General features: G+C 68.9%; 13 protein-coding genes. 8 read left to right on the top strand and 5 right to left on the bottom strand.

Annotated elements, in window-relative coordinates:
- Positions 1–43: 43 nt before the first annotated feature.
- Together IEY88_RS07735 and IEY88_RS07730 are read right to left on the bottom strand one after the other, a co-directional pair.
- Positions 44–535 carry an RICIN domain-containing protein gene (locus IEY88_RS07735; RefSeq protein WP_189153919.1) on the bottom strand — a complete coding sequence of 164 codons (492 nt, stop codon included), beginning with the start codon at positions 533–535 and terminating at the stop codon, positions 44–46.
- A 13-nt stretch (positions 536–548) separates the two neighbouring features.
- The gene (locus IEY88_RS07730; RefSeq protein ID WP_189153918.1) at positions 549–2582 is read right to left on the bottom strand and encodes a tachylectin-related carbohydrate-binding protein; all 2034 of its coding nucleotides are present in this window, start codon (positions 2580–2582) and stop codon (positions 549–551) included.
- Between the two features lie 350 nt (positions 2583–2932).
- Here IEY88_RS07730 and IEY88_RS07725 point away from each other — a divergent pair, with 350 nt between their 5' ends.
- The 6 genes from IEY88_RS07725 to mnmA all read left to right on the top strand — a co-directional run bounded on the left by IEY88_RS07725 (position 2933) and on the right by mnmA (position 18406).
- Complete coding sequence (locus IEY88_RS07725; protein ID WP_189153917.1) at positions 2933–12724, top strand: LamG-like jellyroll fold domain-containing protein; 9792 nt, start codon at positions 2933–2935, stop codon at positions 12722–12724.
- 491 nt (positions 12725–13215) lie between these two features.
- Positions 13216–13989, top strand: a complete 774-nt coding sequence (locus tag IEY88_RS07720; RefSeq protein WP_189153916.1) for a GNAT family N-acetyltransferase — start codon at positions 13216–13218, stop codon at positions 13987–13989.
- The gene (locus IEY88_RS07715) at positions 13986–14858 is read left to right on the top strand and encodes a lysophospholipid acyltransferase family protein (protein WP_189153915.1); all 873 of its coding nucleotides are present in this window, start codon (positions 13986–13988) and stop codon (positions 14856–14858) included. Before IEY88_RS07720 ends, IEY88_RS07715 begins: the two co-directional genes overlap by 4 nt.
- The gene (locus tag IEY88_RS07710) at positions 14815–16158 is read left to right on the top strand and encodes an MFS transporter (RefSeq protein ID WP_229693170.1); all 1344 of its coding nucleotides are present in this window, start codon (positions 14815–14817) and stop codon (positions 16156–16158) included. The genes IEY88_RS07715 and IEY88_RS07710 overlap by 44 nt, the downstream gene beginning before the upstream one ends.
- On the top strand, positions 16158–17327 hold the full coding sequence (locus IEY88_RS07705) for a cysteine desulfurase family protein (protein ID WP_189153914.1): 1170 nt from the start codon (positions 16158–16160) through the stop codon (positions 17325–17327). Before IEY88_RS07710 ends, IEY88_RS07705 begins: the two co-directional genes overlap by 1 nt.
- Positions 17324–18406, top strand: a complete 1083-nt coding sequence (gene mnmA / locus IEY88_RS07700; RefSeq protein WP_189153913.1) for a tRNA 2-thiouridine(34) synthase MnmA — start codon at positions 17324–17326, stop codon at positions 18404–18406. Before IEY88_RS07705 ends, mnmA begins: the two co-directional genes overlap by 4 nt.
- A 290-nt stretch (positions 18407–18696) precedes the next feature.
- On the opposite strand, the gene IEY88_RS07695 is transcribed toward mnmA, so the two are convergent.
- Positions 18697–19548 carry a serine/threonine dehydratase gene (locus IEY88_RS07695; RefSeq protein WP_189153912.1) on the bottom strand — a complete coding sequence of 284 codons (852 nt, stop codon included), beginning with the start codon at positions 19546–19548 and terminating at the stop codon, positions 18697–18699.
- Positions 19545–20048 carry a DUF6584 family protein gene (locus tag IEY88_RS07690; protein ID WP_189153911.1) on the bottom strand — a complete coding sequence of 168 codons (504 nt, stop codon included), beginning with the start codon at positions 20046–20048 and terminating at the stop codon, positions 19545–19547. Before IEY88_RS07690 ends, IEY88_RS07695 begins: the two co-directional genes overlap by 4 nt.
- A gap of 36 nt (positions 20049–20084) precedes the next feature.
- On the opposite strand from IEY88_RS07690, the gene IEY88_RS07685 reads away from it, so the two are divergent.
- Entirely contained in the window at positions 20085–21227 is a 1143-nt protein-coding gene (locus tag IEY88_RS07685) for a hypothetical protein (RefSeq protein WP_189153910.1), read from the top strand.
- 38 nt (positions 21228–21265) lie between these two features.
- Positions 21266–21679 (top strand): hypothetical protein, encoded by a 414-nt coding sequence (locus IEY88_RS07680; RefSeq protein WP_189153909.1) that lies wholly within the window; start codon positions 21266–21268, stop codon positions 21677–21679.
- Here IEY88_RS07680 and paaI read toward each other — a convergent pair.
- Complete coding sequence (gene paaI, locus IEY88_RS07675) at positions 21603–22004, bottom strand: hydroxyphenylacetyl-CoA thioesterase PaaI (RefSeq protein ID WP_189153908.1); 402 nt, start codon at positions 22002–22004, stop codon at positions 21603–21605. The two genes, IEY88_RS07680 and paaI, sit on opposite strands and share 77 nt — an antisense overlap.
- Positions 22005–22006: the final 2 nt, after the last annotated feature.

The following is a 22006-nucleotide window of genomic DNA, read 5'->3' as shown; positions in this document are numbered from 1 at the left end:
TCCCCGCCAGACGCTCCGGGGAGGGGCTTTCTCGTGATGGGACTCAGATCCAGCGCTGGTTCGTGTCCTGGTGGCACTGGAACTGGAAGATCGGCTTCTGCTTGACCGTCTGGATGCCGTTCTCCAGGCACTTGTTCGTGTGCTTGTTGCGCAGCGTGAACTGGTCGGGGACGTTCGGGAGCCGCTCGATGAACCAGAGCTGGTTCGCGTTGTAGTGGCACGGGAAGACCGTGACCTGGATGTTGTCGGCGAGGTTGCTCGGCTGGTCGAGGCACTTGCCGTTGAACTTGATCTTCAGGGCGTGCTCGTTGTCGCCCCTCTTCTCCAGCGTGAACTTCTGGTTGTCCGCGCCGTTGCAGTCCCACTGGACGACAGGGGCGGAGTCGGCCTGGTTGAAGCCGAGAACGTCCATGCACAGGCCGGAGTGGACGTTCTTGAAGCTGATCTCCACCGGGTTGACGATCGCGGAGGCCGGCTGGGCCAGCACGACGGTCGCGGCGCAGGCGGCGAAGAGCGTGACGAGCTTGCGGATCATGACGAAGTCCCTTCTACCGCTTGGTCTTCTTGACGGTGAACATCGGCGTCTTGGTCGCCGGTGCGTCCGCGGACGCCGTGCGGGCCGCGATCGACGAACCCGAGGTCGTCGCGTACGCGATGAGGACCTCGCCGAACTCGTTGCGGTAGCTCAGGACCCAATTGCCGTTGGACATCGCGACGACACCGGGGTCGGTGGCGGACGGCTCGGGGAAGTCGCTGCCGCGCACCAGGTTCCAGGTGCGGAAGATCGCACCGCCCGGCGTGGTGGTGCCCGTCTCGTAGACGTAGTTGTCCGTGGCGCGCGCGGCCACGAACGTCGTGCCGCCGGTGGAGGTCAGGATCGCGGGCTGGCCGAGGAACGTGCGGTCGTGGATCTTGACCCATGCGCCGGTCCAGGTGCCGTCGGTGGCCTGGCGCTTGGTGTAGATCTTGCCGTCGGTGCCGCGGGCGGCGAGCTGGATCGTGCCGTCACGAGTCAGCGCGGCCGAGGCAGCGGAGGCCAGGGTGGTGCCCTGCGGCTGGCCGAGGGCGGCCCAACCGCCGATGAAGTTGCCGTTGCCGTAGTAGTTGGCCACCCACGGCTGGCCGTTCACGTCGGACGCGATCACCACGATCGCGCCGTTGTCGGCGACGGCGGTCACAGCGCGGGCCGCGAACTTCGGCGTCGGGCCCGGCGTCGTGCCGGGGAACGAGACCTGACCCTTCACCCACGGGCGTAGTTCGGCGTTGGCCGCGTTCTGACCGCGGGTCCAGACGTCACCGTTGCCGTCGACGATGAACGCCGAGAGCAGGTTGTCCTTGCCCTTCACCACGGTCGGCGAGGAGGCGGTGAAGCCACCGAAGTCCTTGCCCACGGGGAAGTTCGCGTCCTTGGTGGGCTCGAGCGAGCTCAGGATCGACGAGTTGGTGCCGGCGCCGAGGCCGAGCAGGCGGCCGTCCTCCTGCGCGGCGAGCGAGGCGCCACCGGTGAGGTTCTGCGACTGGGGAACGGTGCTCAGGTCGGCCGCGGTCGGGTCGACCAGGTCGCGCTGCCGGGCGTGGACGAGACCGCCCTGGCCGTCCACCCACAGGTGGTGCACGCGGCCGTCGGAGGTCTGCACGAGGCTGGTGGCGCGGTTGTCACCCTCGGTCAGGCCGGGACGCTGGGGCACGGTGCCGCCGACCCACTTGCACGAGTCAGGCGCGCCGATGATCTTCCAGGCCGGGTTCCAGCCCCAGCCCATGTAGTTGCCGCCCTGCCAGGTGTTCGTCTCCGCGGCGTAGCGGTACCAGATGACCTGGTTGGGCTTGCTGGCCGGGTCGTTGCCGCCGAAACCGACGCCGTCCTTCGTGAATCCGTAGATCACGTCGGCACCGACGCCGATGAGGCGGTGGTAAATGTTCCAGCCCGCTCCGTCCGCTTTGCCGTATTGCAGCCAGCGCTGCGAATCGGCGTGGTAGACGTAGCGGTACAACCGGCCGTTCATCTCATCCGGATTGCGCGCCCAGATCACACCCTCACCCGAGGTGAAGACCTGGTCGTACTTGCCCCACCCGGTGTCGAGGACCCGCTCGGACCAGGTCAGCGTCGACGCGTTGTAGCGAGCCCACGTGAGCGTGCCGGCGTCGTCGACCTTGTAGAAATCGCCCTTCGCGTCGACCGAGATGCGGTAGCGGGCGGGCGTGTTGTTCCACCCGGCCCAGGGGACCTGAATCACCTCGGGGCTGTTGTTGTCGAAGGAAGCGCCGTTCCAGCGCCGCTTCTCCAGCTTCCCGTCGTGCACCGTGTAGATGATGCCGTCCGGCCCGGCGACCATTGTCGCGTCAATCACCTGGGGTCCGATGACGGTCGGGTCCCACTGCGCGGCACCCGTTTCCGGCTCGGAGTGCGGATAGGCGCGGAACCATTTGTCCGGCAATCCTGTGTAAATAGTCGACGAGCTCTTGCACTGAATGGTCTCCGCCGCGACAGCGGCAGGAGCCGACTGCACGAGCGTCAGCGCAGACGCCGCCAACGCGGCGCTGAGCAGCGTCGACGTGGTTCTGCGCGCATGACTGATCGCCATGACACCCCTCTGTCAGGTCATGTTCGAGATGGATCTACAAGGTTGTGCGCTGCTGGCAAGATCGACATCTCGCCCCCAGATGCCCTGCGGATCGAAGTATGACCACCCGTGTCAAGAGGCACGAATCGAGATGGTGTGAGCAGGCACACCGGTCAATGTGTAACGCTGGTCCGTTCGAAACCTGAGCTTGCGCTGAGAGGTTCCCCGGCTTTACTGTCCGATTACACGGCAGTACGTCTGTGTCGGTTCGGTCCGTCCGCTGGGGGAAGGTCCACGTGTCCAGGTTTTCGGGCGCTTTCGCGCGCCCTCATTTCGCGCGCAACAAAAGATTCGCCGTCCTGATTCTGATCTTGACTCTGGTCGGCGGCATCGTCGGCCCGTCGTCGAGCGCGGTGCTGGAGGGCTGGTTCGCCCAGCGCAACGAGCAACGTCAGTTCGAAGAGGCGCTGGCGGGCACTCCTGACCAGGACTGGACGACCGCCGGCAAGGCCGCGGCCCGCCTGAAGCACCGCGACCACGTCGTGGACGACGACGTGGCCAACACGGCGGAGGCCCGGTCCGAGCAGGCGAAGTACCCGCCGATCGTGACGATGGGCCCGCAGTACCAGCGCACCAGCGAGACCAAGGTGCTGGACTCCCCATCACCGCAGCTCAAGGGCTTCGACCAGAAGACGAGCCAGGAGCTGTCCGACCGGCGCGACGAGCACAAGACCACGTACCGCAACGCCGACGGCACCGAGACCACCGCGTACTCGCAGAACCGCGTGAACTACCGCGACGCCGACGGCAGGTGGCAGCGCGTCGACACGAACCTCCGGCAGGACGGGTCCGGCTGGCGCAACACCGCCGACTCCGTGACCACGAAGCTGGCCGGCCGTGCGGACGCGGCGCAGCTCATCACCCTCGAGCTCGACCGCGACCACTCGCTGAGCTACCGCCTGCGGGACGCGGCGCCCGTCGCCGGCCAGGCCTCCGGCAGCACGGTCACCTACCCCGGCGCGCGCCCCGAGTCCGACCTGCGCGTCAACGCCACCCCCGGCGGCTTCAAGGAAGACCTCGTCCTGCACAGCGCCAACGCGCCGATGACGTGGTACTTCCCGTTGCAGCTCAAGGGACTCAGCGCGAAGGTCGTCGACAACGCGGTCGTGCTGACCGACGCGAAGGGCACCGAACGGGCGGTCATCCCCGCGGGCTTCATGACCGACAGCCTGGTCGACGAGAACTCCGGTGAGCCCGCCACCTCCTACGGCGTGCGCTACGAGATCGTCGACGGCGCCACCCTGAAGGTCGACCTCGACCAGGCGTGGCTGAAGGACCCGGCGAGGAAGTTCCCCGTCACGGTCGACCCGAGCGTGCTGGAGCGCAAGGCCGCCACCAGCATGTACGTGCAGCGGACCGGGGGCTCGAGCGGCCGCACGTCCGACGGCCTGGAGCTCAAGGTCGGGCACGCGTCCGGCGGCATCAACGCCACCACGTACCTGAAGTTCCCCGGCATCGAGAACGACCTGCGCGACCACCGGATCTTCGGCGCGCAGCTGTTCCTGCTCAACTACTACTCCTGGTCGTGCCGGCCGTTCCCGATGCAGGTGCACGCGGTCACGCAGGACTGGGACCCGCGCAACCAGTACAGCTACCCCGGTCCCGCGGTCGACGGCAACGCCGTGAAGTCGGACTCGTTCGCGCAGGGCTACATCCCGCGCGGCGCCAACTCGTCGGCCTGCCCCGCCACCGGGCACGCGATCAACCTCGGTGACGGCGGCCGCGACCTCGTGCAGCGGTGGGTCAACCACAGCCAGGCCAACTTCGGCCTGAGCCTGCGCGCGTCGGAGACCGACCCGTTCGGCTGGAAGAAGATCGCGGGCCACAACAGCGCGGTCCCGCCGACCCTCTACGTCACGCACTCGCCGTACAACGCGACCTACCACATCGAGAACGGCGTCCCGACCCCTCCGGTCACCCGCAACCAGGACGGCGTGATCAAGGTCAAGGTCACCAACCTGGGCAAGAACACCTGGAAGCCCGGCGAGTACTTCCTCGCCTACCGGCGCTTCGACGCCCGCGGCGGCTACCAGGCCGAGACCGAGTCCGCGCAGCTGCCGCACGACGTGGCGCGCGGCCAGTCCGTGACGCTCGACGCGAAGATCGGCCGGGTCGAGCCCGGTCAGTACAGCCTCGAGTTCACCATGGTGCACAAGGGCGTCAAGGTCTTCACCGACGAGCAGGTGGCGCCGGCGCGCCTCGGCCTGCAGGTGTTCGACGTGCCGCCGATCGTCACCGGCCAGTACCCGCCGAACGGCCACTCCGCGCCTTCGCTCGACCAGCAGCTCTGGGTCAACGCCACCGACGTCGACGCGCCCGGCGGCTCCACGCTGAAGTACCGCTTCGAGGTCTGCGAGGCGGACAAGGAGAACAAGCCGATCGGGGGCTCGTGCTTCGAGTCCGGTCGTGTCGACCGTCCCATGTGGACTATCTCCAAGGGCAAGCTGCGCTGGAGCAAGACGTACGTGTGGCGTGCTTTCGCGTTCGACGGCAACTCCGAGAGCGAGGCGCTGGGGTGGAGCGCGTTGCTGACGAACGTGCCGCAGCCCGAGGTCACCTCGCAGATCGGCGCCGCGCCCTACAGCGGCGGTGACCGCGACTTCAACCCGGTCAACGGCAACTACACCTCGGCCGCGATCGACGCCTCCCTCGCGACCGTCGGCCCGGACCTCACGCTGGCCCGCACCTACAACAGCCTCGACCCGCGCCGCGACCTCGCGTTCGGGTCCGGCTGGGTGTCGCGGCTCGACATGCGCGTCACCGAGGACAACGACGGTTCCGGCAACGTCGTCGTCACCTACCCGGACGGCCAGACCGTGCGGTTCGGCGCGAACCGCAACACCGACGGCACGCTCGACCGCACCTACGCGCCGCCGCCCGGCCGGTTCTCCACGTTCTTCCTGGAGACGATCGACGGCACCGAGACGTACGTGCTGATCGACAAGGCCGCCAACCAGTACAAGTTCCGCAAGCTCGACGGCCGGCTGATCGAGATCCACGACGCGCAGCGCCGCGGCGTGAAGCTCACCTACGGTCTGCCCGACGTCGGCCCCACCCGCATCACCAGCACCCTCGCCGACCCGTCCGGCCGCGCCCGCCAGATGCGCCTGGAATGGGGCACGAACAAGCACGTCAAGCGCGCGTTCATCCAGGAGACCGAAACCAAGGTCCTGGAGTGGAAATACACTTACGACGCCACGGACCCGCACAAGCTCACCTCGGTCTGCAACCCGAAGAACGAGTGCACCACCTACAACTACGAGCAGGGCTCGCACTACCGCAGCGTCGTGCTCGACTCGCGGCCCAAGCACTACTGGCGGCTCGGCGAGGGCACCGGAGACAGCGCGCGCAGCGAGGTCCTCACGAACCTCGGCCAGGACGCGGCGAAGTTCAAGGACGTCCAGCTCGGCAAGGTCAGCCCGCTCGACGGCAACCAGAACCCGGCCGCCGGTTTCAACGGCACGTCGTCCGTCGTGGAGCTCCCGCGCGACGCCGTGCGCCTGAGCCGTGACGTCGCGGTGGAGTTCTGGTTCCGCACCACCGGCAACGGCCCGTTGCTCGGCTACCAGAACAAGCCGATCGGCGAGGATTCCGCCAACGGCGTGCCGATGCTGTACGTCGGCGAGGACGGCAAGCTGCGCGGCCAGTTCTGGAACGGCCGGGTCGCCCCGCTCACCTCCGGCGGCGCGGTCAACGACGGCAACTGGCACCACGTGGTGCTGACCGGCGCGGTCTCCAAGCAGCAGCTGTACGTCGACGGCGTGCAGCAGGGCGGCGACCTCGACGGCGACATCGACCACGCCAACCTGAGCTTCTCCCAGCTCGGCGCGGCCTACGCGCCCGTCGAGGGTGCCTGGCCGGGCTACGGCGCCGGCAAGCGCCGCCACTTCACCGGTGAGATCGACGAGCTCGCGGTCTACGAGCACTCGCTCGGCCTGCCCGCGGTGAAGGCCCACATCGCTGAGAAGGCGCAGGCGCCGCACCTCACCAGGATCACGCTCCCGAGTGGACGGACGGCGAGCACGATCGCCTACGACCACGGCAACGACCGGGTGCGCGAGGTCGCCGACGCCGACGGTGGCAGGTGGAAGATCGACCCGCCGGTCATGACCGGCTCCGCGGACAACCTCATCCGCACGATCAACGTCACCGACCCCGGCGAGCGCCTGCACAGCTACGACTACGACGCCAAGCGCAGCCGGATCCTCCGCTACGTCTCGCCGATCGGCATGAGCACCCGGCCCGAGGACCGGCTGCCGCAGGCCGCCACGCCGACGTCGAACCCGAACTGCCAGCCCGCGTCCGGGGTGGAGGACGGCGCACCCGTCTTCTGCGTCGGCAAGGGAGGCACCACGCCGCCGCAGATCGTCGACTCGAGCGGCAAGACCCGTGGCGTGCGGACCTACGACTACGACGTGTCCGGGTTCCAGAGCACCATCACCGACGAGCTGGGCAACCAGGTCAAGATGGTGAACGACGAGCGCGGCAACGTGAAGCAGACGACGAACTGCCGTCGTCACGGCACGGACTGCCACACGAGCTACGTCGAGCACTTCCTCAACCCGGGCGACTTCACCGATCCCCGCAACGACAAGGTGATCGGCGAACGGGACGCGCGCTCGTCCGGCCCGGCCGACGACCGGTACCTGGACAGGTCCGAGTACGACCCCGCGGGCAACCTGCTGACGAGCACCGCCGCGGGCGGCCAGGTCGTCAGCCACCGGTACTCGACGCAGACCTCGGACCTGGCGGCCGACAACGGCAACGTCCCGGCCGGTCTCGTGATGAGCACCGACCAGACGGGCACCGGCCAGACGAACTACGGCTACTTCCGCAACGGTGACCTCGCCTGGGCGAAGTCCCCGACCGGCCTCGTCACCTCGTACAAGTACGACGGGCTGGGCCGCAAGACCGAGGAGACCGAGACCCCGCCCGGTGGCGTCGCGGTCACGACGAAGTACACCTACGACGACCTGTCCCGGGTCGTCGCGACGACCGACCCCGCGATCACCAACCGGGTCACCGGCGTCACGCACACCAAGGAGACGCGGACCACCTACGACGCCGACGGCAACCGCACGAGGCTCGAAGCCGTCGACCTGACCGGTGGTGACGCGCCGCGCGTGGCGACGTTCGGCTATGACGACCGCGGCCGCCTGTCGGAGGAGGTCGACGCCGAGGGCCGCAAGACCAGCCACGGCTACGACCACTTCGGCAACAAGATGTGGACCGTGACGCCGGGTGGTGTCCGCACCGACTTCACCTACACCGCGCGCAACAAGATCGCCGAGGTCTGGCTGCGTGGCTACACCGGTGACCCGATCGACCCGACGAGGCCGAACGAGGACCAGAACGACGAGACCGACCCGGCCACGAACACCAGGCCGGGCAAGGACTCGTTGCTCGTCCACAGCTACCTCTATGACCTCGCCGGCAGGCTCTACGCCGATGTCGACGCGATGGGCCGCACCACCAGGTACGCGTACTACCGGGACAACTCTCTGCGCGCGATCGTCGCGGTGGGCGCAGGCCGTGACGCCGAGGGCAACCGCCGCGACATCACGGTGCAGGACAACACCTACGACCAGGCCGGCCACCTGATCAGGCAGGCCGTCGCGGGCGGCACCGTCACCGAGTACGAGGTCGACGCCGCCGGCCGCACCCGCAAGACCGTGCAGGACCCCGGCGGTCTGGCCCGCACCAGCACGCTGACCTACGACGCGGCGGGCAACGTCACCAGGGTCGAGAAGACCGGCAACGCCTCGAACTACTCGTACGTCGGCCCCTCGGTCACCGAGGTCGTCGACTTCGAGTACGACGCCTCCGGCCGGCAGACCAAGGAGATCGTCCACAAGGGATCCGAGCGGATCACCACCGTCCGGACCTACGACGCCCACGACCGGATCAAGACCGAGATCGACCCGCGTGGCATCGCGGACCCGGCCCGCCAGGCCGAGTACACGAACTCCTACACCTATGACGAGACCGGCCAGCTGGTCGAGCTCGCCGGCCCGCAGGTCCAGGTCGAGGAGAACGGCGGCGCGGCCCGCGCGGCCCGTGCCCGGATCACCAGCGGTTACAACGCCTTCGGGCAGCTGACGCACCACCGCGACGCGAAGGGCGACGTCTCCCAGACGACGTTCGACCGTATCGGCCGCGAGGTGGCGAAGAAGTCGCCGGGCTACACGCCGCCGGGCGCGACCGAGGCGATCGTGCCGGAGGTGCGCACGGAGTACGAGCCCGACGGCAAGGTCAGCGCGGTCATCGACGCCGGTGGCGCGATCACCCGGTTCCGCTACAACCAGCTCGGCCAGCTCGTGGAGAAGGTCCTCCCTTCGCCCACCGCGCCGGGCGAGGCCGGGCCCAAGACGTCGTACGTCCACACCCGCACCGGTGAGCTGCTGACCGCGACGGACCCGTCGGGTGCGATCACCAAGCAGGTGTACGACGACCTGAAGCGCCCGATCTCCGCGACGCAGCTGGAGCGCAAGCCGCGCGCCGCGGTCTTCACCTCCACGTTCCAGTACGACGACGCGGGCAGGCTCCTCAAGTCGACCAACCCGGTCGGCGACGTCACCGAGCAGGTCTACGACAAGCTCGGCCAGCGCGTCCGCACGATCGACCCGGACGGCTCGAAGACCGAGTTCGGGTACGACGGCGCGGGCCGCGAGGTCCGCACGGTCGACGGCGTCGGGCGCATCACCGACCGCGTCTACAACCAGGTCGGCTGGCTCACCGGCACGCTGAACCTGGCGCCGGACGGCTCGTTCATCCGCGGCGAGCAGCTCAAGCACGACGCCGTCGGCAACGTGGTCGAGGAGGTCGACGCGCTCGGCCGTTCCACGAAGTTCACGTTCGACGCGGCCGACCGCCTGGTGAAGCAGGTGGAGCCGGTCTCCGCGACCGACTCGATCACCACGACGTTCGGTTACAACATCGCGGACCAGCGCACGCGCACGACGGACGGCCGCGGCAACGCGACCATCGCGACGTACAACACGCTGGGCCTGCCGGAGAAGGTCGTCGAGCCTTCGACGGCGGCGCACCCCGGTGAGCCGGACCGCACCTGGACCACCTCGTACGACCGTCGCGGCCTCGCCACCAAGGTGCAGGCACCGGGCGGTGTCACGCGGGAGCGCACCTATGACGCGCTCGGCCGGCTCCGCACGGAGTCGGGTTCGGGTGCGCCCCAGGCGACCCAGACCCGCACCCGCGACTACGACGAGCGCGGTCTGCTCGTCGGCGTCAACGCCCGCAACACCAAGAACGTCTACGCCTACAACGACCGCGGCCAGCTGCTGACCGCGACCGGCCCGTCCGGTGACTCGTCGTTCGGCTACGACGCCGCGGGCCGGATGACCACCGCGACCGACGCGGCGGGCACCAACACGTTCACGTACCTGAAGGGGCGCCTGTCCACCGTCCAGGACGGCGTGACGAACGCGTTGCAGGCCTTCAGCTACAACGCGGCCGGCGACCTCGAACGCGTGACGTACGGACCGGACGCCGTCCGGAAGTACGACTACGACGCGCTGGGCCGTCAGGTGACCGACAAGATCGAGACGTCGTCGGGCGCGTCGATCGGGTCCATCAGCTACGGCTACGACCTGAACGACCAGCTGACGTCGAAGGTCACCACGGGCACCGCGGGCGCGTCGTCCAACACCTACGGCTACGACCACGCCGGTCGCATGACCTCGTGGACGTCCGGTGGCGTGGAGACCGCGTACGAGTGGGACAAGTCCGGCAACCGGGTGCGCGCGGGCGACAAGGTCTCGACCTTCGACGCACGCAACCGCCTGGAGTCCGACGGCGACTACACCTACACGTACTCGCCGCGCGGCACTCTCGAGACGCGCACCTCGTCCGGCCTGACGGAAACGTACGGCTGGGACGCGTTCGACCAGGCCGTGCAACGCGGCGGCACGTCGTTCACCTACGACGGCATGGGCCGCATGATCGGCCGCAACGGCGGCACGTTCCGCTACTCCGGCTTCGGGATCGACCCGGTGTCGGACGGCGAGTCGGTCTTCAGCCGCAGCGTCGACGGCTCACTGCTGGCCGTCGGCACCGGCGATCAGAAGAAGCTGACGGTCAGCGACCGCCACGGAGACGTGGTCGGCACGCTGAAGCCGGGTGGCGCGGCCATCGAGGACTCGGTCGCCTACGACCCGTTCGGCAAGCGCATCGCCGGCACCGGCCTGAAGGTGGGCTTCCAGGGCGACTGGACGGACCCCGAGTCCGGCGAGGTCAACATGGGCGCCCGCTGGTACAACCCGTCGTCGGGTTCGTTCACCAGCCGCGACTCGATCAGCCTGCCGTCGTCGCCGTCGATCCTGATGAACCGCTACACCTACGCCGGCGGTTCGCCGATGAACTACGACGACCCGGACGGTCACTTCTGGGGCTGGCTCGGCGACAAGGCCAAGCAGGTCGGCAACGCCATCGGCAACGGCGCCAAGGCTGCCTGGAACTGGGCCAAGACCGACGGCCTCGAACTGGTCAAGGAAGTCTCCGGCTACAACGACATCAAGGGCTGCCTCACCAACCCCAGCTGGGGCGGGTGCGCCATGGCCGCGCTGAACTTCATCCCCGCAGGCAAGGTCGTGAACCTCGCCGCCAAGGGCATCAAGGCGGGCGTGAAGGCCGTCAAGGCCACCAAGATCGGCAGGGCGGCCGACAACCTGGGTGGCGGCGCCTCCAGGCTCGCGAAGTCGGCGGGCGACCTGATGCGCTCGGCGGGCAAGCTCATCACCGAGATCAAGTGGGTCAAGGTCGGCGGCAAGCTCGTCAAGCAAACAGTGACCCGAGTGGTCAAGGGAGCAGCCAAATACGGCGCGGGGGCTGCTCGCGCGGTAGCCCGTTCCGCGGGCGACATCATCCGCTCGATGCCAGGCCACGCCTTCGCGAAGATGGCGGCCGAACAGGCGGCCAAGCGCATCCCGCCGTCGACGTTCGCGGCCCTGCGCAAGCCGATGCTCTCGGCCAAGGACCTGGTGGTGACCTCGCCGTTCTCGCCGGCGAACATCGTCAGCCACGCGCTGGACAACGTGGTGGACGGCGGCGCCGTCCTGGACTTCTTCCGCACGATGGTGCTGAAGAACACCGACGACGTCATCAAGGACGCTCCTGCGGCGGCTCGCATGGGGTCCGAGGTGGCGCAGGGTGCCGGCGCGAAGGTGGACGACTTCGCCCGTCCTGGCCGCGCGGGCGGCTCTTCGGCCGATGACCTGGCCGATGGTGCGGCGGGTGCCGCTTGTGATCTTTCGGCCCGCCTGGGCGTCACCAACAGCTTCGTGCCCGGCACGTTGGTGTTGATGGCGGACGGCTCGCGCAAGAAGATCGAGGACGTCCGCGTCGGTGACTTCGTGCTGGCCCGAGACCCGATCACCGGCGTGACCGGTGCGCGGGAGGTGACCGAGGTCCGGTCGAAGGTGTCCGAGCGGACGATGGTCGAGCTGACCGACTCGTCCGGGGGCAAGATCTCGGCGACCGACGAGCACCCGTTCTGGGTGGAGTCGGAGAAGCGGTGGGTCAACGCCGTCGACCTCCAGCCCTCGTACCGGTTCCTGACTGCGGACAACCGGTCTGCGGAGGTCACCGGGACCCGGTCGTGGAGTGGGGTCCAGAAGGTCCACAACTTCACGGTCGACGGGCTGCACACGTACTTCGTCGCGAGTTCCCGGGAGGCTGCGCCACTCCTCGTCCACAACGAGGACAAGGATGCGCCGTCGGGCTGCGGCGAGACGCCTGGTGTCAGCGTCAAGAAGGTGAAGATGGCGCTGGGACGAGCGGGCATGAGCGTTGCTGGCTACGACATCGTCCACGTTCCTACGATCGATGACGGTGGCAACGGCGCATACGGCAACAGTCCGCACGATGGTGGAGGCAGGCCTAACCTGGGACCGCGCAAGCGTCCGCTCATCGAGATCTCGAACATGGGGCTGCGGGACATGGACACCGCGGTTGCGACGATCTTCCACGAGATCAGCCACCACCGGTTCTTCGAGATTCGCGGCAACAGCGGCGGAGAGCGGGATCCCGAGGCGTATGGGCAGAAGATGCTGAACGAGTTCAACAGGAAGTCGAGGAGGTCGAGGTAGGTGACGCGCCATCAGAACTTCACCAGTGACGAACTGGCGGTCATCACGCAGGGGCCCGGCTTCCTGCATGACCAGAGCGAGCGCGAATGTCCGGGGTGCGGTCGAACCTCGGTGCGGTCGTACGTGCGGAAGTCAGTGCGGGCCGGGCATCCGTCCCTGGTGAAGTACACGTGGTGCGCCTCTTGCGGGCGCTTTGCGGGGTCAACTGGCGCCTACCCCCGTGGGCTGACCATTTACGACCGGTGGCAGAAGGCTGAACCTGACGACTGGAAAGAGTTCGACCTCAGCTTGACGAGGATGTTCCGCAGGCTTGATCGGCTCTGGCAAATGGGTGTTCTGCCTCAGCGATTCGGCTGGGAATAAGCAGCACAGGAAGGCCCCTCCGGACCCCGGAGGGGCCTTCCCCATCTCCGGCGGTTAACCCACCTGCCACTGAGGCGTCATCGATCTGACCTGCTGCGATTCGCCGACCCAGCCTCACCCTGGACCGCATGACGCAGCCGGAACTGCTTGTCAGCACCCCTGTCCACCAGGACGGGGACGCACCCCGCTATTCCCTCCTCGTGGCCCGCGACAGCGAAGAAGTCACGGCCGCCCAGAGACTGCGCTACGACGTCTTCGCCGGTGAGATGGGCGCAACGCTGCACACGACCGTTCCCGGCCACGACGTCGACGAGTTCGACCAGCACTGCGACCACCTCGTGGTGCGCGACGACCGCACGGGCGAGATCGTCGGCGGCTACCGGATGCTGCCGCCGGAACGCGCCAGGGAGGCCGGAAGGCTTTACAGCGACGGCGAGTTCGACCTCACCAATCTCGACGAAATCCGCGGCTCGACGGTCGAGACCGGGCGTTCGTGCGTGCACCCCGACCACCGCAACGGTGCCGTCGTCAGCCTCGTGTGGGCCGGTATCGCGCGGTACATGCTGCTGAGCGGCCACAAGTGGCTCGTCGGGTGCGCGTCGATCCCGTTGCACGACGGGGGCGGTCTCGCGGCCGGCGTGTGGGACACCGTGCACGCCAAGCACTACGCGCCCGAGCAGTACCGGGTCACGCCGCACAACCCGTGGGACGTCGACGCGATCGCGCGGCCGGACAAGACGGTGCTGCCGCCTCTGCTCAAGGGCTATCTGCGGCTCGGCGCCAAGATCTGCGGACGGCCCGCGCTCGACGCGGACTTCGGCGTCGCCGACCTCTTCATCCTGCTCGGCATGGACCACATGGACCAGCGGTACCTGAAGTTCTTCCTGGGGGAGACACCATGAGCCACGCGTGGATGCCCGCGTCGCCGTGCGGGGACGGGTGTGTCGGCAGCTCACCACGGCAGGCGGGCCGGTTCAGGCAGGCCTGGCGGGCCTTCACGGCCGTCACGGCGATCCTGTGCGGTGCGTGGATCGCACTGGCGCTGCTCCTGCCGAGCAAACAGCGCGAAAGCGTTGTGCGGCTGTGGTTCCACGCCGTGCTGCGGGCGTTCGGCGTCCGGCTGGAGGTCCACGGGGCCAGGCGGTTCCAGGAGGTGCCGAAGCGCGGGGTGCTCGTCGCGAGCAACCACGTGTCGTGGCTCGACGAGCTCGCGATCGACTCGGTGCAGCCGATCAAGCTCGTGGCCAAGAAGGACATCAAGAGCTGGCCGGTGCTCGGCCCGATCATCACCGCGGCGGGCACCGTCTACCTCGACCGCGAGAAGCTCCGCGAACTGCCGAAGACCGTGAACGAGCTGGCCACGACGTTGCGCAACGGCAGCGCGGTCGGCATCCACGCCGAGGGCACGACGTGGTGCGGGCTCGCGTCCGGGCACTACAAGCCGGCGCTGTTCCAGGCAGCGCTCGACGCCGGCGTGCCGGTGCGGCCGATCGTGCTGCGCTACCGGATCGGCGGCCACCTGACGACTCAGCCCGCGTTCATCGGCGGCGACACGCTGGTCGACTCGATCCGCCGGGTGCTGAAGGCCCGCGATCTGGTCGTCGAGGTCCACGTGCTGGACGAGATCGCTCCCGGACGCGCCGGGACACGACGCGAACTGGCGAAACTTGCCGAAGAGCAATCAAACCGCTTGACCTCGACCGAACTGGAGATTGCACCATCTACAGGTGACACTCACCGAGCCCGCACCATCACGCCTCTGGTCGCCTGAACGCCGCTGGCCCACCACAGGCATCCTCCTGCTGGTCACGCTCTTCGCCTTCGAGGCGATGGGCGTCGGCACGGCGATGCCCACCATGGTCCGCGAGCTGAAGGGCGAGGCGCTGTACGCGTGGCCGTTCCTCGCGAACCTCGCGGCGAGCGTCATGGCCACGGTCTTCTCCGGACGCCTCTCGGACCGCAGGGGCCCCAAGCCCGCGATCCTGATCGGCGTGGTGCTGTTCCTCGCCGGGCTCGTGGTCGCGGGCATCGCCGAGAACATGGCGGTGCTGCTCGCCGGCCGGGTGCTGCAGGGCTTCGGCGTGGGCTTCCTGATCGTCGCCGTGTACGTGCTGATCGCGGTCGCCTACCCCGAGGACAGCCGGCCCGCCGTGTTCGGCGCGCTGTCCGCGGCCTGGGTGATCCCGTCGCTGGTGGGGCCGGCGGTCGCGGGCTGGGCGACCGAGCACCTGAGCTGGCGGTGGGTGTTCCTCGGGATCATCCCGCTGGTGCTGCTCGGCATCGTGCTGCTCGTGCCGGTGCTCAAGAAGCTCCCCCCGCACGCCGAGACCCCGCCCGTGAGGAAGTACCTGCCGCTCTCCGCCGTGGCCGTGGGTCTGGGCGTGGTGGGCCTGAGCTGGGGCCTGCAGCACCGCACGTGGTGGCTGATCGTGGTGGCGGTGCTGCTGCTGGCGCCCGCTCTGCGGATCCTGCTGCCCAAGGGAACGCTCATCGCCCGTCGCGGCCTTCCCGTCACGATCCTGGCGCGTGGCCTGCTCGCGGGCACGTTCTTCGCCGTCGAGGGCTTCATCCCGCTGACGTTGAGCGTCGTGCACGGCTACTCGCCGCTCGAGGCGGGCATCCCGCTCACGCTGAGCGCGCTCGGCTGGGCCGGCGCGTCGATGTGGGCGTCGCGGCACCCCGAGATCGAGCGCCACACCCTCGTCCGCACCGGCTTCCTGTTCGTCGCGACCGGTGTCGCGGCCGTGACGCTCATCGCACCCACGTGGGGCCCGGCCTTCCTCACGCCGGTGCTCTGGGCCGTGGCGGGCGCGGGCATGGGCATGGCGACGTCCAGCGTCGGCGTGCTGATGATGGCCGCATCACCCGAGGCCGACCGGGGTTTCAACTCCGCCGCGCTGCAGATCTCGGACATGCTCTTCTCCGCGACCATGATCGGACTCGGCGGTGTGCTCGTCGTGGCGACGGCGCCGACCGCGGGCGTGGTGGTGCTCAACCTGTCGATGGCGGCGTTGGCGGTGGTGGGAGCGATTCTGACGGGGCCCCGCATGCGGGCTACCCTTGAGTCCTGATGGCTTATCTCGACCACGCGGCCACGACCCCCATGCACCCCCAGGCGGTCGCGGCCATGACCGAGGCGTTGTCCACCACGGGCAACGCCTCGTCGCTGCACACCTCCGGCAGGCGGGCGCGGCGGGCGGTCGAGGAGGCCCGCGAGAACATCGCCGACGCCCTGGGCGCCCGGCCGTCCGAGGTGCTGTTCACCGGCGGCGGCACCGAGAGCGACAACCTGGCGGTCAAGGGCATCTACTGGGCGAGCGGCAGGCGCCGCGTGCTGGCCTCGGCCGTCGAGCACCACGCCGTGCTGGACGCCGTCGAGTGGCTGGAGCAGCAGGGCGCCGAGGTCACCTGGCTGCCCACCGACCACCACGGGCGCGTGTCACCGGAGTCGGTCGCCGAGGCGCTGGACGACGACGTTGCTCTCGTCACCACGATGTGGGCGAACAACGAGGTCGGCACCATCAACCCCGTGCACGAGATCGCTGCCGTGTGCGCCGCACGCGGCGTGCCGTTCCACACCGACGCGGTGCAGGCCGTCGGCGCGGTCCCGGTCGGCTTCGCCGCGTCCGGTGCCTCCGCGCTGACCCTGACCGGCCACAAGGTCGGCGGTCCGTATGGCGTCGGTGTGCTGCTGCTCGCGCGTGACGTGAAGTGCACGCCGTTGATGCACGGCGGCGGTCAGGAACGCGACGTGCGGTCCGGCACGCTGGACGTGCCGTCGATCGTCGGCCTGGCCCGCGCGGTGCGGATCTCGGTGGAGGAACAGGCTTCCCGGGCCGTGGAGATCGCGGCGTTGCGGGACGAGCTGATCGCGTCAGTGCGCGCGGTGGTGCCGGACGTGATCGTGAACGGCGACCCGGTCGACCGCCTCCCCGGCAACGCGCACCTGACGTTCCCCGGCTGCGAGGGCGACAGCCTGCTGATGCTGCTCGACGCACGCGGTGTCGAGTGCTCGACGGGCTCCGCGTGCACGGCCGGTGTCGCGCAACCATCGCACGTCCTGCTGGCGATGGGTGTCGAACCGGCGTTGGCGCGCGGATCGCTGAGGTTCTCCCTCGGGCACACGTCGACGCACGCGGACGTCGAGAAGCTGGTGTCGGTCATCGGACCGGTGGTGGAGAGGGCTCGCACGGCGGGCCTGGCAGGCATGAGGCGTTCCCGGAAGGTGGTCAAGCAGTGAAGGTCCTCGCGGCGATGAGCGGCGGTGTCGATTCCGCGGTGGCGGCGGCACGAGCCGTCGAAGCGGGGCACGACGTGACGGGCGTGCACCTGGCGTTGTCGGCGAAGCCCGGCACCCTGCGCACGGGCGCACGCGGCTGCTGCACGATCGAGGACGCGCACGACGCCCGTCGCGCGGCCGACCTGATGGGCATCCCGTTCTACGTCTGGGACTTCGCCGAGCGCTTCACCGAAGAGGTCGTCGAGGACTTCGTCGCGGAGTACGCGGCGGGCCGCACGCCGAACCCGTGCCTGCGCTGCAACGAGCGGATCAAGTTCGAGGCGTTGCTGGACAAGGCGATCGCACTGGGCTTCGACGCCGTCTGCACCGGCCACTACGCGCGGCTGGAGCTCATCGACGGCCGTCCCGAGCTGCGCCGCTCCGCCGACCTGGGCAAGGACCAGTCGTACGTGCTGGCGTCGCTGACGGCCGAGCAGCTCTCACACGCCATGTTCCCGTTGGGGGACACGACGAAGGACGACGTACGCGTCGAGGCGGCGTCGCGCGGGCTGTCGGTCGCGAAGAAGCCGGACAGCCACGACATCTGCTTCATCCCGGACGGCGACACGCAGAAGTTCCTCGCGGGCCGCATGGAGACCAAGCCGGGCCTGCTGATCGACGACGCGACCGGCGCGGTGCTCGGCCGGCACGCGGGCGTCCACGAGTTCACCGTGGGCCAGCGCAAGGGCCTCGGCATCGACGGCCCCGCCGCCGACGGCCGCCCGCGGTACGTGCTGGCGCTGGAGCCGGTGTCGGGCAACGTGCGGGTCGGCGCGGTCGAAAAGCTCGCCGTGACAGAAATTTCCGCGTCGGCGCCGGTCGCACACGTCGAGCTCAACGGACCCGTGGAGTGCGTTGCCCAGGTGCGCGCGCACGGGGGCACCGCGCCCGCCGTCGCCGAACTGGTCGACGGCGTGCTGCGGGTGCAGTTGCGCGAGCCGTTGAAGGGCGTGGCCCCCGGCCAGGCCGTGGCGATCTACCGCGAGGACGCGGCGGGCGACATCGTCCTGGCCAGCGCGACCATCGACGCGACGAGCTAGCTTCAAGATCGCGAGTTGTCCACAGGGCGACGGCTTTCTGACCTGCGGTTTCGGGAACTCGCGTAGCCTGTGGATAGCGCGGGAACCGAAATCACGATTCCTTCGTTCCGCAAGGCAAGGAAGCGCGGGGGCCGGACCGGAAGGCTCAGCACTCGCATCGACGTACCAGTGGTGGCGACGTCGTCGTCGAGTCGTGGCACGGCCCTTCGATCGCCGGGCTAGCTGGGACGCCACCGCCGGGCTAGCTGGGACGCCACCGCCGGGCTCTAGCTAGGACGCCACCCCGAGCTCTAGCTGGGACGCCACTCCGAGTTCGCTCCGCACAGGAGCACGCAGGGCAGCTCACTCGACACCTCGCCCCTGAGGAACGACGCGAACGCCGCCGCGCCCGCCGGTTCGACCGCGAGCCGGAACTCCTCCCACAACCGGTCCCGCGCCGCGAGGATCTCCTCGTCGGTGACCAGGGCCGAGGAAACGTTGTGCTGCCGCAGGATTTCCAGCGCCAACGAGCCCGCGCGCGTGGCGCCGAGCGCGTCGGCGGCGATCGAGTCCACGACCGAGTCGACGGGCTCACCGGCGGCCAGCGCGTTGTGCATGGCGCGGCAGTTCTCGGGTTCCACGGCGACGATGTGGCGGCCGCCGGACGCCAGCGCGGCGCCCGCGACGAGTCCGCCGCCGCCGACCGCGACGAAGATCGTGTCGACGTCCGGGGCGTCCTCGACGATCTCCCGCGTGACCGTGGACTGGCCCTCGATCACCGTGGCGTCGTTGTACGCCTCGATGTAGGGCAGGTCGAGCTCGCGGGCGGCCGCGGCGGCTTCGGCGTAGGTGGCGCCGTGGCGGATCAGCTTGGCGCCCAACGCTTCGATGCGCCGCGTCTTGGTCTCGGGCGCGGTCACCGGGACGAACACCGTGGCGTGCGCGCCGAGCAGCTGGGCGGCCTGGGCGACGGCGATGCCGTGGTTGCCGCCGGACGCGGTGACGACCTCGGAGACGTTCAGCGACAGCAGCGTGTTGACCGCGCCGCGGAGCTTGAACGAGCCGGTGAGCTGCAGGTGTTCCAGCTTGAACACGAGCGGGCGCCCGTCTGCCGTGACGCGCATGATCGGGGTGCGGCGGACGTACTGCGACAGCGTTCTCATGAGACCAGCTTCCACAAGAACTGCACGAGAGTCACGATGCCCAGGATGAAACACACCAGGACGAACGTGCCGCCGGCCATGACGATCAGGCAGGCGCCCCAGGACGTCTCCTCGTTCGGCGTGCCGTCCAGGTCGCGCTGCAGCTCGCCCCGCGCCTCCTGGTAGAGCGATGCGAGGCGCGTGCGGGCGGTCTCGGTGGGTGCGTCGTCGACGCGGCCCTGCCAGGAGAGCGCGACCAGACGGGCGTCCGCGCGGCGGTAGGCGCGTTCGAAGGCCTCGAGCTCGCCGGGGTCGCGTTCTTCGGAGAGGTAGGTCCAGCGACCCGCCTGGGCCGGCTGGCCGAGCACGCGGTAGACCTCGGCGAGACGTTCACGCAGGTCGAGCCGGTCCGGGAAGGTGCCCACCAGCCCGGCGACGCGCTGACGTGCGCGAAGCACGCTGGCGAGGTCGCCTCGCTGCAACTCGTCGGCCGCTTTGCGGAGCGTCAGCTCTACCGGCATGCACATCAGTTTTGCAGGTAGGGCTAGCTTTGACCCGTGTTCGGCCTATCGCTGCTGGTCTCCGGCCTCGCCTGGTGGCTGGGTCTGTACCTGCTCGCCCGCGACCCCCGCAAGCCGCTGCTGTGGTGGGCGGGCACCGGGATGATCGGCTACTCGGTGGCCGTCGTCGTGCCACATCCCGTGGTCATCGGGGTACCGGCGCTCGCCTGGACGGGAGCGGTGTTGCTGCTCGCCCGCCCCGAGTTGATCAGGTGGTGGCTGCTCGCACTGCTGCCGTTCTTCGCCGCGTCCTTCTTCGTGCCGTGGGTCGTATTGCTTCCGCTGGCTGCCGCCACGGCCCTAGCCATAAGAAAACGTGCTTACTTTTCACTCGTTGGGGTGATGTTCGGGCTCTCGGCGGGTGCGTTCCTGCTCGGTCTGCTGCCGGACGCGATCACGTTGCCCTCACTCGGGATCGACGTGGTGGTGTTCGGCGTGCTGGTCGCCGTCACCGACGCGGTCGAGGAGGGTGAGGCGATCCGCGCGGACATGCTGCGCTCGCTCGTCATCGCGGCGTTCACCGCAGTGCTGTTCGGCTCGCAGGTCGTCTTCTTCGGCGGACCGGACCTGCTCGCGTACACGACCGTCGCCGCCGCGATCGCCGTCCAAGTGCTCGCAAACCCGCTGGCGTCCGTTGTCGACCGTCTCGCCGTGCCGTCCGTCGCGGCCGAACGCGCCGAACTGCGCGACGCCGCCGAAGCGTTGCCCAAGCGCCGGCCGCTGGTGACCGAGGACGAGGCGGAGTTCGCCAGGCTCACCCGCAAAGCCTTGAGCCATTACGGCGATCTCGGAAAGCTCGTCGCGAGTCCGCTGATGGCTTTGACCGACGACGGACCGCCGTTGGACCGGGCCGCGCAGTTGAAGAGCATGTTGCTCGCGAGCATTCAACGGCTCAAGCCGGTAGAAGGCGATTTCGGCACGAGTGACGAATGGCGTTATTACAACGCCGTCTACTTCTACTACGTCAAGGGAATCCGGCCGTATTCGGTGCGGACCAAGCGTGAGGACCTCGACGCGGAAGACCGCCGCGCGCTGCAGTGGTTCGTGACGCAGGTGCCGGAGCGGACGCTGCACAACTGGCAAAATGCCGCCGCACGCCTGGTCGCGGCGGACCTGATGGCAGGAGTTGGCAGCGCTTGACGTGGTGTTGGCAGCGTTGGACGGGCCACGGTCGGGCCATGCTGAAATTCGCTCTGAAACTCGACGGTGTGGCTTCGTTCGCTCTCGGTCTCCTGACCCTCCTGATTCGCCCGGAGGTCGGAATGCCGGCGGGCTGGCAGATCGGGCTCGGCTCCTTCTGCGTCGTTTACGGCTTGGGCGTGTTCGTTCTGGGAACCCGCGCCGTCCCGGACCGCCGAATCGTGCTGCTGGTCATCATCGGCAACGCGGTCTGGGCACTCGACAGCTTTCTCACCGCGGCACTGAAGTGGTTCCCGCTCACCGACATGGGCGTCGCGCTCGTGCTGGCCCAGGGACTCGCGGTGCTCGGCTTCGCGGTGCTGCAGTTCGTCGGCCTTAGGAGCGCGGCGTCTGCTCCCGCAGCGTCCGTGAACGACCGCGGAACTCAGCCACGACCTCGGTCTCACGCCTGACCGTGATGTCGTAGATCCCGCTGCGGCCGAACCGGGTCCGTTCCACCGCCTCCGCCACCAGCTCGTCACCCTCGTGCACGGGCTTGATGAAGTCGATCTCGGCCGTGGCGGCGACGGTGACGGACCCGGCCCTGTTGCAGGCGCAGGCGAACGCGGTGTCGGCCAGCAGGAAGACATAGCCGCCGTGCGCGATGCCGTGGCCGTTGATCATGTTCTCCGCGACCGTCATCCGCAGCAACGCGTAACCGTCGCGCAGCTCGATCGGCGCTATGCCGAGGCCGGTCGAGGCCTTGTCCGCGGCCAACATCTCAGCAGGACCATTCATTC

Source organism: Lentzea pudingi, assembly GCF_014646255.1.
GTDB classification, from domain to species: Bacteria; Actinomycetota; Actinomycetes; order Mycobacteriales; family Pseudonocardiaceae; genus Lentzea; species Lentzea pudingi.
Note: the sequence above shows the minus strand (reverse complement) of the source record. Positions and strands in the feature narration are given on the sequence as shown.

Excerpts from the sequence above, each read along its gene's own strand:
- IEY88_RS07715 (WP_189153915.1), top strand. The coding sequence starts at position 13,986 with ATGAGCCACGCGTGGATGCCCGCGTCGCCGTGCGGGGACGGGTGTGTC.
- paaI (WP_189153908.1), bottom strand. The coding sequence starts at position 22,004 with ATGAATGGTCCTGCTGAGATGTTGGCCGCGGACAAGGCCTCGACCGGC.
- IEY88_RS07730 (WP_189153918.1), bottom strand. The coding sequence starts at position 2,582 with ATGGCGATCAGTCATGCGCGCAGAACCACGTCGACGCTGCTCAGCGCC.
- IEY88_RS07705 (WP_189153914.1), top strand. The coding sequence starts at position 16,158 with ATGGCTTATCTCGACCACGCGGCCACGACCCCCATGCACCCCCAGGCG.
- IEY88_RS07695 (WP_189153912.1), bottom strand. The coding sequence starts at position 19,548 with ATGAGAACGCTGTCGCAGTACGTCCGCCGCACCCCGATCATGCGCGTC.
- IEY88_RS07735 (WP_189153919.1), bottom strand. The coding sequence starts at position 535 with ATGATCCGCAAGCTCGTCACGCTCTTCGCCGCCTGCGCCGCGACCGTC.
- IEY88_RS07720 (WP_189153916.1), top strand. The coding sequence starts at position 13,216 with ATGACGCAGCCGGAACTGCTTGTCAGCACCCCTGTCCACCAGGACGGG.
- IEY88_RS07690 (WP_189153911.1), bottom strand. The coding sequence starts at position 20,048 with ATGCCGGTAGAGCTGACGCTCCGCAAAGCGGCCGACGAGTTGCAGCGA.
- IEY88_RS07680 (WP_189153909.1), top strand. The coding sequence starts at position 21,266 with ATGCTGAAATTCGCTCTGAAACTCGACGGTGTGGCTTCGTTCGCTCTC.